We start from the raw sequence: 11,311 nt of genomic DNA, 5'->3' as shown, positions 1-11,311 counted from the left end.
TTCTGCGACCGAGCCTGCGTCCTTCTCTGAGCCTTGTTCACCTCGGATGGAATTCACGAGCGGTACGACCGGGCACAAGGGGGAGAGAATGAAGCTGCTGAAGCCTGCGGGCGGGGCCCGACGCGAATGGGTGGATTTCGCCAAGGGTGCCGCCATCTTGATGGTCGTGTACTACCACACGTCGTTGTACCTCGGTGACATCGGGGTCGAGAACACTCTCGGCCGCATCAAGGTCGTGTTCGAGCTGTTCCCGATGCCCCTCTTCTTCCTGGTGTCCGGTCTCTTCGGCTCGCGCATCCGCACCTGGAGCTTCGGCGACCTCTGGCGCCGCAGGCTGTACCCGCTGCTCTGGCTCTACGTGGTCTGGTCCGTGATCCGCATGGCCTTCTACCTGGTCGTGCCGCTCGCGAACGGCGGACTCGGCGAGCTCCCCGCGACCGACCCGCTCAACCTGCTCCTGCTGTTCTTCTGGCCCAGCAGCAGCTACTGGTTCATCTACGGCCTCGTGCTCTTCACGCTCGGCGCGTGGCTCCTGCGCAAGGTCGACCACCGCGTGCAGGTCGCCCTCGCCGCGGTGATGGGGACGATGTTCACCACCGGTCTCCTCAACACGACCAACGTGGGCTGGAACCGCATCGGCGCCCTGTTCGTCTTCTTCCTGGTGGGCACGCTCTACTCGAAGAGGATCATCGACTTCGTCGAGCAGAAGGGGAGCCGCGCGTTCCTCTACGTCACTCCGGTCTTCGTCGTGCTGAGCGCGGTGCTCTTCCTCTTCCCGATCCGCTGGGTGCCGTTCCTCGCCCTCGCCGGCCAGATGGCCGCCGTCGCGATGGGCATCCTCGTGTCGCGGGCCCTCTCCCGAGTGCGATTCCTGAACTTCTTCACGATCTGCGGCGAGCGCAGCCTGCACATCTACCTGCTGCACCTCTACTTCATCGTGATCGCCATCACGATCCTGCGGGTGATCCTCCCCGAGGACCGCTCCGAGATCGGCGGCTTCGAGGTGCCGCTGCTGCTGGTCGTGATGGTGCTCGCGGTCGTCCTCTCGCTCTTCGTGACCCGCTACCTCTCGAAGGTCAAGTGGATCTACGTCCCCCCGGCCGCCCTCGGCGGCCCCGGCAAGCGGCGCAAGCCCGTGCCCGTCCCTGCGCGCGGCCCCGGAGTCGTCTCCGATCCCGTCGCGGTCCCGGCCGATGAGCCCGGCACCTCCCCCAGTTACGAGAAGAAGAGAGCGGAGTCCCACGAGTGAAGACGACACGAGCACGCAGAGCCGGAGTCCTGGCGGCCGTCGTGGCCGTCGCCCTCGGGCTGGCCGGCTGCTCCTCGCAGCCCGAGCCCGTCCGCACGCCCGACGGCTTCACGACGGAGAAGGCGATCGAGTACCGCTCGGTCGACGGCGTCTCGCTGAAGGCCGACGCCTGCCTCCCCACCGCGGGCGGCACCGACCGCCCCGCGCTGCTGATGCTGCACGGCGGAGGGTTCGTCGACGGCGCCCGCGACGAGGGCGGGATGACCGAGCTCTGCGAGTACTACGCCGAGCGCGGCTTCGTCTCGGTCTCCGTCGACTACCGCCTCCTCCAGGACAGCCGGTACCCCGGCCAGATCGAGGACGCGCAGGCCGCCGTGGAGTGGCTGCGCGAGCCCGCGCAGGTCACGCGCTTCGGCCTCGACCCCGCCCGCATCGGCGTGATGGGCAGCTCCGCCGGAGCGATCATCGGAGCGACCATGGGCACGCTCGGCGAGGGCTCCCTCACCGAGGGCTCGCGGGTCAAGACGGTCGTCGCCTTCTCGGCGGTCGCCGACATGACCGAGACCGGGATGTCGCTGGGCACGCCGGTGCCCGAGGCGAAGGAGCAGATCCTCTCCTACCTGGACTGCGACGAGATCGACTCGACGACCTGCCCGCAGAGCATCCCCGCGTCGCCGATCACCTCGGTCGACTCCACGGACGCCCCGCAGATCTGGCTGACCTCCGAGGACGAGCTCGTCCCGGTCGAGCAGGCCGACGCGATGCAGGTCGCCCTGCAGGACGCCGGAGTGGCGTCCGAGGTCGGCGTGGACGGCTCCGGCCACCACGGGCTCCAGAACAACACCCCGAACAACAAGAAGGCGATCCTCGCCTTCCTGCAGGCCCACCTCTGATCCACCGCTCCCGCGCGAAACCTCGCGGCCGGGTCCGCGCAACGCGGACGACACATCACGACGCTACAGTCAGACCCCCTGCACTCCGGTGCAGTCGACGAAAGGGACACCACACACCATGACCTTGAACGGACTGTTCGCCGGCATCGGCCGGAGGTGGGTCTACATCGTCGCCTTCGCTCTGCTCGGCGCCGTGGCGGCCCTGGTACTCAACGCCGTCCTCCTCCCGCAGTACAAGGCGGACGCACGCGTGTACGTCGCGGTCTCCTCGTCCGGAGTCCTCTCGACCGCGGACCGGGTCGCGGCCAACAGCGCCGCCTCCCAGGCCACGGTCACCTCCGTCGCCCTCGGCACCTCGGACACCGTCCTGCAGGGCGTCATCGACGGCCTCGGCATCGACGAGCCCATCGAGGAATTCGCCAAGCGCGTGACCGTCCTCGCCGAGCCGGAGTCCGTGGTCATCACGATCTCGGCCACCGACCCCTCGCCCGAGCAGGCCGCGGTCATCGCCAACGCGGTCGCCGCCCAGCTCGACGCGGCCGTGAAGGGCGCCGATCCGGCGACCACCACGAACGGCGTCGCCGTCCCGCAGATCCAGCTCCAGGTGCTCAGCCAGGCGCTCCCGCCGGAGCTGCCGGTCACCGGTGGCATCCTCGTCCTGCTCGCGCTCGGCATCCTCGGCGGCGCCGTGGTCGGCGTGGGAGTGGCGATCGTGATGACCGCCCTCGACCGCCGCCTCCGCAGCGGCGACGACGTCCGCTCCGCGATCGACCGGCCGCTGCTGGGCATCGTCCCGGTCAAGGCCACCAAGCTCGACGAGATGCTGAACTCGACCGAGATCCCGGCCCGCTACTCGGCCGTCGCGTTCGAGCTCTCCGCCATCGCGCGCACCCGCTCGTACTCCTCCTTCGCGATCGCCCCGGCGTCCGAGAAGACCCCGCACACCGCCAGCGCGGTGCTGCTCGCCAAGGCGCTGGCCGTGCTCGGCTCGTCCGTCGTGATCGTGGACGGCACCGCCGAGGGCTCGGCTCTCGCTTCCGCCTCGGGCGGACGCCCGGGCCTGCGCGAGGTGCTCGCCGGAGCCGCCTCGCTCGACGACGCGATCATCAAGCGCTCGACCGACCGCGTCGACCTGCTCCCCGCGGGCGGCGCCCAGGCCGGCACGCCGATGCCGACCGACGCCCTCCGCGCGCTGGTCGAGGAGCTCGAGAAGGTCTACGACATCGTCCTGATCGTCACCGGCACTCTCGGCGCGACCGAGCAGTCGCCGACCTTCCGCGGCGTGGCCGACGGCGCCGTCCTCGTCCTGATCGAGGGCAAGGTCGACTCGCCCCAGGCCGCCGCCGACGTGCACTGGATCGAGACCGCCGGCACCCCCGTGGTCGGCGCGGTCGTCCTGGCCCGCCACAAGCTGCAGAAGGCCCCCGCGATCGTCTGATCGCGTCCTCGCACGCTGCGGAAGAGCGCACCCCGGCCCCGGCCGCGGTGCGCTCTTCTGCGTCCGGGGACTGCGCCGCTTGTCCGGGGCAGGCCCGTGCGGGCTCTGCGAGGCCTGGCCGGCGCATCCGCCCTCCCAGCCTCTCCAACGCCCGCCGTGGCCGGACCGGACCCTTCTCCGTCCCCCGCGAGCCCGCTCACCCCGCGAGTCCGCACGAGTCGCGGTAGTCGCGCGCGAGCACGCCGACTTCCGCGGACTCGAGAGGAGGCGGCGTCCCCGTCCTAGGCCAGCGGGCTCTCCGGGGCGGGCCCGTGCGGGCTCTCCAGGGCATGGCCGGCCCCTCCGGACCTCCTCCGCCCACTTCTGCGTGCTGGAGAGGCGCGGGCGCGTCAGCCGGGCTCTGATCGCGTCACCGTCCGACCGGCCCACTCCTGCGGCCCCGGAGACGCCGAGCGCCCGCCCGCGCCCTCGCGAGTCCGCGGTGGTCGCGGTCGTCGCGCGCGACCCCGCCGGCTCCCGCGTAGTCGGCGGGAGGCGGGCACACGCAGAACCGCCGCCGTCGAGGGGACGACGGCGGCGGTTCTGCGCGCGGGGAGCGGATCAGGTCACGGCGTGCAGGCCACGTTCCCGATCAGGTCCTTCCCGGAGTTGGAGCAGCTCAGCGTGTTGCCGCTGGTGGACCAGTTGGACGGCTGGTGGAGGTAGACCACCGCGTTGCTGGTCTTCAGCGCGAGGTTGCCGCTGATGGTGTTGTCGTTGCCCGAGCCGTCGGCGCGGGTGATCACCTGGTAGCCGTAGGTGGTGGTGCCCGCGGCGGAGTTGCCCGCGGCCAGCCAGCTGTTGCCCGAGACCAGGATCAGCGAGACGACGTCCGAGGCGAGCCGCGATCCGCCGAGGACCGTGTTCCCGATGATGTCGCCGTCGAGGGTGCCCTCCTTGGCCTCGATCGGCTCGGCGCCGGTGTCGCTGATCGCGTTGTCCACGACCGCGATGCGGGCCGTGCGGTCAGGGTTGCAGCTGTTGTACTCGCACCAGTTGCGGTCGGAGGTGCCGACGTAGACGCCCTCGCCGTACTTGGCGGAGACGAGGCCGGTGCGGCGGATGGTGCTGCCGACGATCAGGGAGTCGGTGGTCTGGCTGCGGAAGTGGACCGCCTCGTAGCCGATCTCGCTCACCGTCAGGCCGGCCATCTGGACGCCCTTGCTGGCGAGCACCTGGATGCCCTGGAAGGAGCTGCGGACCGAGAAGCCCACGAGGTGCACGTCGCTCACCGTGTTCAGGATGAGCGCGGTACCGCTCGAGGTGGACCCGGAGGTGAGGACCGCGTTGGGCGAGCCGCAGATCCAGATCGAGCCGGGCTGGGCGGCGGTGCCGCGGAGGGCGAACTTGCCGGTGTAGACGCCGTCCGCCAGGCGGATGACGTCGCCGGAGGAGGGGTTGGTCAGGGCCGTGACGAGCTGCGCCGAGGTCGACACCGTCTTGGTGGCGGCGGGGCAGTCGAAGGCCGCGAGCAGCGAGGCGCGGGAGGCGAGGAGGTCGGCCGTGGTGGTGGCCGACTCCTTCAGCCGCGAGTCGCGGCCGGCGTCGTCGGTCGCCGTGACGGTGTACGTGTAGGCGCGTCCCGCCTCGGCGGTCTCGTCGCGGTACTGGCGCACCGGGTCGGCGACGGTGCCGACGACCGTGTCGCCGGAGCCGTCCTCGTTCGAGCGGTGCACGTCGTACGAGACGACCCGGGAGCTGAAGGGCGCGTCCCAGGCGACGGTGTAGCCGTCGGTCAGGGGGGAGAGCTCCACGGCGTCGGTCGCGAGGCCGTCCTCGGCGAGGACGAACGCGTCGATGATCAGGTTCTTGTCGGTCGACTTGGAGTTCTTCGTCCCCGTGTAGGAGATGGTCACGGTGTGCGTGCCCGCGGCGAGGTCGGTCGTCTCGTAGACCGGCACCTGGTACTGCGCGGTCGAGCTGTAGCGGTCGACCTTGGTGACCGGTCCGCCGTCGACCGAGACCGCGGCGATGCCGGAGGAGGAGGTCTTCCGGCTGATCCAGCGCCACGACGTGCCGACGAACGTGAACTTCACCGAGCCGGCGGAGGTCAGGTACTTCATCCCGCCGCCGCTGTCGCCGCCGGCCATCGATCTCCACGAGCCGGTGTACTGCAGCGCGGGGTCGGTCTCCTGCACGAGGAGGCTGGTCGCTCCGGAGGGGTCGAGCACGGGGCCGTCGTCCTCGCCGCCGCCGGTCTCGTCGGTCGGCTCCTCGGTGGCGGGAGTCGCGCGGGTGATGTCGAACGCGTCGATGACCAGGTTCTTGTCGCTCGCGGAGCTGTTGGCCGTGCCGCTCCAGGCGATCTTGACCGTGTGGACGGTGTCGGCGAGGTCCTTCTTCGTGAACACCGGGACCTGGTACGCCGTGGTCTTCGTGTACCGGTCGACCGAGGTGCTCGCGCCGTCGACCGTGACGGTGGCGATGCCGGCGGAGGCGGTGGTGCGGCTGACCCAGCTGAAGCCGGTGCCGCGGAAGCTGAACGAGACGGAGCCGGTGCTGTTGAGGAACTTGATCCCGCCGCCGCTGTCGCCGCCCGTCATCGTGCGCCACGAGCCGCTGTAGGTCAGCGAGGAGTTCGTCTCCTGGATCCGCGTGCTCTGCCCGGCGCCCGGGTCGAGAGTGGCCGCGGAGGCGGCGGGCGCCGTGAGGGGGGCGACCAGGATGCCGAGAGCGGCGATCAGAGCGGTGGTGAGGGAGAGGCGTGCGCGTCGTCGGCGAGGGCGGGTCGGGTCTGGCGTCGTCTGAGGATTCACGATCGGCTCCGGGTCTTCGAGGGGGCGTCGGGGGCGGTTCGAGGGGGCTGCTCAAGGGGGTGGTGCTGGTCCTCCCGACGCTATAGACGGGCCTTGCGACTGATGGCTGGATGAGACGGATTCAGGTTGTAGTACCCCATTCGGGCGTGGTGGTCGGGGTTATATCAGCGATTCCGCTGAAGGACTGGCGGACCGCCGCGCATGCGTGTATACGGAACGGTCACACGCGCTGTCGACGACGGATCGGAGGGCGGATGTCGGATCGGGAGGGGACTCCGGGAATGCCCGTCCGCGGAATGGACGAGGGGGAGTGCTGCTCGGTCGAGGAACGGCGACCCTACCCGGCGACTCTGGACACGGCCCCGGGCCGGGCCGCTGGGCGAGAGAATTGACCGGGCGTTCACCGGGCCGACCCCTCGCCGAAACACTGCGATGATGGGCTCTCCACTGGTGATCGCCGTCGCACCCGCGTCGCGGATCACCCGCCGCGGGCGAGCGGCGGTCCCGACGAGAGGGAGGACGCGATGGACACGGCCACGACCGCGACCGGCGACCGCCCGTCCACCCCGCCGTCCCGGGAGCGCCCGAGATGCCCCCGGGTCCGCGCTCGCACCGTGATCGGACGGCTCCTGCTCGTCCCCCTCGTGGTGCTCGCCCTCTTCGGCGCCGGGATCCCGCTCTACGTCACGCCCCCGATCGACCCGATCCCTGAGCAGGCGGACGCGGTCTTCGTGCTGGGCCCCTCCACGAGGGCACGCGTCGAGTTCGCCCGCCGGATCATCACCTCCGGGGCGACGGACACGATGGTGCTCTCGGTCGGCCCCGGCGAGATGAACGCTCCCTACGAGGCCAAGAAGTACAAGAAGTGCAACGAGCCCGGCGGCGACGTCCTCTGCTACTCCGCCGACCCGCTCACGACCCAGGGAGAGGCCCGGCAGCTGCGCGACATGGCCGAGCAGTACGGCTGGGACCACGTCATCGTGATCACCAACGCCTCCCACCTCGTGCGCGCCGAGATGATCATCGAGCGCTGCTACTCCGGCGAGCTCTCGATGGTGCCCTCGGGCGAGCCGATGGGCCTGGACTACCTGGTGAACCAGTACGTCTACCAGACCGGCGCCTTCCTCAAGGCCTTCCTGGTCACCAACGGCTGTTGACGCGAGCACTCCTCCTCGAGCCGCCGAGCCCGCCTGCGCTAGTCTGCCCGGGGCGCCATCGGCCCCGAGCCCGCTCCTGCGGAGCCCGGCCGGCCCGGCCCACGACGGCAGCGCGGCAGGAGGATCGACCGGGGAGACCCGCGACGCTCCCCGCTCCGCACCGGTCACCCCCACGCGAACCCCTCCGAAAGGCCCGCCCGTGACACCTGCCCGATCGATCTTCGCCGTCGGCCGCGGCCAGTACGAGAACATCGGCGACATCATCCTGCGTCGCCAGCTCCTCGACTGGCTCCGCGAGTCGGGTCCGCTCCACGTCTACGTGGGCCACTCGCCGTGGGGCTACGACGACGGCCTGCGCCTGGGCCCGGACGACACGGTGTACCGCTCGCTCCTGCGCTGGTACGCGGCGCTCGCCCGCGAGGCCCTCGCCGGCCGGGCGAACTCGGTGTTCAAGCCGGGAGAGATCCAGCTGACCCTGATCGGGATGAAGGAGCACCTCGTGATGCTCCCGGGCATCGCCCTCGTGCGCCTCGGCGGCGGCCGCGTGATCCGCGCCGGCGTGGGCACCCGCAACTTCGCCCCGCTGCCCCGCGCGATCATGTGGCCCTCGATGGCGCTCTCGAGCTACACCCGCTGGCGCGACGACAAGACGGCCGGCTACATGCGCGTCGGCGCCGCCATGCCCGACCTCGGCTACGGCGAGGGCTCGAGCGACGCGGAGCTGACCGCGTTCGCCGCGCAGCCCGACGAGGAGCGGCGCGTTCTGGTCCTCTCCCTCCGCGAGGACCACGAGGTGGACGCCCGCCCCTACCCCGAGCAGGAGTGGCTGGCCGCGATCAAGGGCTTCGCCGAGCGCGAGGACCTCGACATCGTCGTCGTCACGCAGGTCGCCGTCGACGCCGAGCGCTCCCGCCGTCTCGCCGCCGACCTCGACGCGGACATCCTCGACTGGGATCCGGCGCACACCCACGACGAGCACGAGATCCTGCTGCGCGAGCTCTACCGCACGGCCCGCGTCGCGATGAGCGACCGGCTGCACGTGATCATCATGGCGTTCACCGAGGGCGCGGCCCCGGTGAGCCTGCAGATGGACGGATCGACGAAGGCCTCGCGCCACTTCGAGACCATCGGGATCCACGACGTCACGGTCGACATGTCCCGGACGACCCCGGCCGCCGGCGTCGAGACCTTCTCCGCCGTCGTCGCCCGCCGGAGCGAGCTGCTCGAGAAGCTGCTCGTCGCCCGCGGGCGCCTCCGCGGCGTCCGCGACGACATCCAGGCGCTGCTCGCCGTGCCGCCCCGCAGCCGCCCGGCCGCCGCGGCAGCCCCTGCCGGCCCGAAGACGCGGGTGTACCACGTCGGCCGCAGCGGAGAGGTCCCCGGAGGCATGACGCAGGTCGTCAACGGGTACCTGCGCTGGCCGTTCGAGCGCTCGGACGTCCGGGTCATCTCCTCCCGCACCGCTCCGGGCGAGCACGTCGCCGCGGCCCGCCTGGCCGCCGGCGCCGCCGCCCGCATCGTCGCGATCGCGCGCCGGGAGCCCGGCGCCGTGATCGTCGTCCACCTCTCGGAGCGCGGCTCGTTCCTCCGCGAGGGGTCCCTCCTCCGCCTCGCGCACCGCCTGGGCCTGCGCACGGTCGCCCACCTGCACGGCAGCGAGTTCGCCGCCTTCACCGCCGCGCACCCGCGCCTGGTGAAGGACGTGCTGCGCAGCGCGGACGAGATCATCTCGCTCTCGGAGGAGACCTCGGCGATCTGCCGCCGCTACGTCCCCGCCGAGCGCGTGCACCTCGTGCCGAACGCGCTCGAGCAGGGCACCCCGCGCGAGAAGACCCGCACCGTCGTCTTCGGCGGCGTCGTCAGCCACCGCAAGGGCGTCGACGTGCTGCAGAAGGCGTGGGCGCAGGTCGAGGGCAAGGAGGGCTGGCGCCTGCTGGTCGCCGGTCCGATCCGCGAGCCGGAGGTCGTCGACCGCGGCGTCCCGGGGATCGAGTTCCTCGGCTCGCTCGAGAACGCCCGCCTGCTCGCCCTGCTCGACGAGGCGTCCATCGCCGTCCTGCCCTCGCGCGACGAGGCGATGCCGATCTTCATCCTCGAGGCCCTCGCCCGCGATGCGGCCGTCGTCTCGACCGCGGTCGGCGGCATCCCCGAGGTCCTCGGCGACGGCTGCGGCCGCGTGGTCGCGCCCGGAGACGTGGAAGGCCTCGCCGCCGCACTGACCGAGCTCATCACCGACGAGGACGCGCGGGCCGAGGTCGTCGAGAAGGCCGGGGCGCGCTTCCGCGAGCGCTTCTCCGCCGACGCCGTGTTCCCGCGGGTCGAGGAGGTCTGGCTCGGCTGAGCCGCCTGCGACTTCGCCCCGGATCGCGCCCCCGGCCCCGCTCCGGGCCTGGGCGGAGCCGCGGGAGCGTAAAATCGCTGGAGTCCGCGTCGCCGTGCCGTCGCGCGCCCAGCCGTCCGCTCCCGGACGCCTTCTCCCTCCATCCCAGAGAGGCTCGACCGTGGCCATCGCCGCCGACTCCGACCGCCGCCTGTGGACCCTGCCCCTCGCGCGCGCCGTGATCGCGGCGGTCGCCGGCTGCGTCGTCACCTTCTCGCCCGACCACGGGCCCGCCTTCGGCCTCGCCGTCTTCGGCGGCTTCGCGATCGCGACCGGCGCCGTCTCGCTCGCCCTCGGGCTCCGCAGCTGGAGCGGCCGGGCCCGCCCGCTCGCCGTCGGCTCCGCGGTGCTCACCCTGGTCGCCGGAGTCGCGGCGCTCGTCGCACTGCCGGTCGCCAACCTGCTCTCCTTCGTCGCCCTCGTCGCCGGCTGGGCGCTGCTCTCCGGCTTCCTCGAGTTCTCGAGCGGCCACCGCGGTCAGGGCCTCGCCGCCCGCGACTCCGTGATCGTCGGCGTCGGCACGATGCTCCTCGGCGCCGCCTTCGGACTCCTCCCGCCCCACCCCGTCGTCACCGTCGGCCTCCTCGGCGCCTACGCCGTGATGGTCGCCGTGTTCCTCGCCATCGCGGCGTTCTCGCTCAAATGGGCCGCCGGCGCCGACGCAGCCACCGGACACGATCCCGTCGCCCCCACGACACCGACCTCCGGAGGAGACCGATGACCGCCGAAGGCCAGCAGCCCGACCCCGCCTCGCCCGCCGACCGCGCCTCGGCGGCCGACTCCGCCCCGACGCGCGACCCCGGCGAGTTCACGCCCCGCACGTTCCAGCCGACCCGCAAGGACCGCCTGCGCCCGCTCGAGCTCATCGGCTTCTCCGCGGTGATGGCGGCCTTCGTCGGCCTGGTCGTCATGCTCTCGACCCGCGAGCCGGTCGTCGCGCTCATCTCGTTCGGCGTCGCCTTCATCGTCGTGCTCGTCGCGATCGCCATGTTCTCGCTGACCTTCAAGCCGGACGAGGCCGAGATCGCGGACATCGACGAGCAGGACTCCGCACACTAGGCGAGGGACGGCTCCGCCGCTCCCAGTCGACCGGGAGCACGCCGCGCGGGCGGATAGTCCCTTCCGCCGCGCATGCTGATGGAGCAGCCCGGAGGGCGTCTCGAGATCTCGCCTGCGCACGCGGGCGCCGCTTCCGCGTCGGTGGTCGCGCGTAGCGTGCGGAGGGTGGCGGAGGCGATCGGGCGGTGGTGGCAGAGGCGGCGGTTCTCGCGCGGCGCCGACGTCCCCTACGCGGTCGGCACCTACCGGGAGGCCTGGGCGTCCTACCCCGTCCTGGTGCGGCAGTACCGGCCCGAGTACAACGAGGGCATCGTGCTCAGCCAGATCCCGCCCGCGGCCG

8 protein-coding genes are annotated in these 11,311 nt (G+C 71.8%); 7 read left to right on the top strand and 1 reads right to left on the bottom strand.

Features of this window, described 5'->3' with window-relative positions; translation table 11 throughout:
* Positions 1-88 precede the first annotated feature (88 nt).
* The 3 genes from C5C36_RS03225 (at position 89) to C5C36_RS03215 (ending at position 3,580) form a co-directional block, all read left to right on the top strand.
* Positions 89-1,249, top strand: a complete 1,161-nt coding sequence (locus C5C36_RS03225) for an acyltransferase family protein (RefSeq protein ID WP_181027202.1) — start codon at positions 89-91, stop codon at positions 1,247-1,249.
* Complete coding sequence (locus C5C36_RS03220) at positions 1,246-2,142, top strand: alpha/beta hydrolase (RefSeq protein ID WP_104247646.1); 897 nt, start codon at positions 1,246-1,248, stop codon at positions 2,140-2,142. Before C5C36_RS03225 ends, C5C36_RS03220 begins: the two co-directional genes overlap by 4 nt.
* Positions 2,143-2,260: 118 nt before the next feature.
* Positions 2,261-3,580, top strand: a complete 1,320-nt coding sequence (locus tag C5C36_RS03215) for a Wzz/FepE/Etk N-terminal domain-containing protein (RefSeq protein ID WP_104233544.1) — start codon at positions 2,261-2,263, stop codon at positions 3,578-3,580.
* A 605-nt stretch (positions 3,581-4,185) separates the two neighbouring features.
* Here C5C36_RS03215 and C5C36_RS03210 read toward each other — a convergent pair.
* The gene (locus C5C36_RS03210) at positions 4,186-6,375 is read right to left on the bottom strand and encodes a hypothetical protein (RefSeq protein WP_104309251.1); all 2,190 of its coding nucleotides are present in this window, start codon (positions 6,373-6,375) and stop codon (positions 4,186-4,188) included.
* 524 nt (positions 6,376-6,899) lie between these two features.
* On the opposite strand from C5C36_RS03210, the gene C5C36_RS03205 reads away from it, so the two are divergent.
* The 4 genes from C5C36_RS03205 to C5C36_RS17955 all read left to right on the top strand — a co-directional run bounded on the left by C5C36_RS03205 (position 6,900) and on the right by C5C36_RS17955 (position 10,971).
* The gene (locus C5C36_RS03205; protein ID WP_104247644.1) at positions 6,900-7,532 is read left to right on the top strand and encodes a YdcF family protein; all 633 of its coding nucleotides are present in this window, start codon (positions 6,900-6,902) and stop codon (positions 7,530-7,532) included.
* Positions 7,533-7,731: 199 nt separating this feature from the next.
* On the top strand, positions 7,732-9,873 hold the full coding sequence (locus tag C5C36_RS03200; protein ID WP_104226626.1) for a glycosyltransferase family 4 protein: 2,142 nt from the start codon (positions 7,732-7,734) through the stop codon (positions 9,871-9,873).
* A gap of 160 nt (positions 9,874-10,033) precedes the next feature.
* On the top strand, positions 10,034-10,633 hold the full coding sequence (locus tag C5C36_RS03195; RefSeq protein ID WP_104309250.1) for an HdeD family acid-resistance protein: 600 nt from the start codon (positions 10,034-10,036) through the stop codon (positions 10,631-10,633).
* Positions 10,630-10,971: a hypothetical protein gene (locus tag C5C36_RS17955; protein ID WP_258069348.1), complete on the top strand. Its 342-nt coding sequence runs from the start codon at positions 10,630-10,632 to the stop codon at positions 10,969-10,971. Before C5C36_RS03195 ends, C5C36_RS17955 begins: the two co-directional genes overlap by 4 nt.
* Positions 10,972-11,311: the final 340 nt, after the last annotated feature.

The sequence above is a fragment of the Rathayibacter sp. AY1G1 genome (assembly GCF_002932095.1).
Lineage (GTDB): Bacteria > Actinomycetota > Actinomycetes > Actinomycetales > Microbacteriaceae > Rathayibacter.
This window is presented reverse-complemented; position numbering and strand designations above follow the sequence as displayed.

Bases quoted from the DNA above. Each gene is read 5' to 3' on its own strand.
- C5C36_RS03225 (WP_181027202.1), top strand. From the start codon at position 89: ATGAAGCTGCTGAAGCCTGCGGGCGGGGCCCGACGCGAATGGGTGGAT.
- C5C36_RS03215 (WP_104233544.1), top strand. From the start codon at position 2,261: ATGACCTTGAACGGACTGTTCGCCGGCATCGGCCGGAGGTGGGTCTAC.
- C5C36_RS03205 (WP_104247644.1), top strand. From the start codon at position 6,900: ATGGACACGGCCACGACCGCGACCGGCGACCGCCCGTCCACCCCGCCG.
- C5C36_RS17955 (WP_258069348.1), top strand. From the start codon at position 10,630: ATGACCGCCGAAGGCCAGCAGCCCGACCCCGCCTCGCCCGCCGACCGC.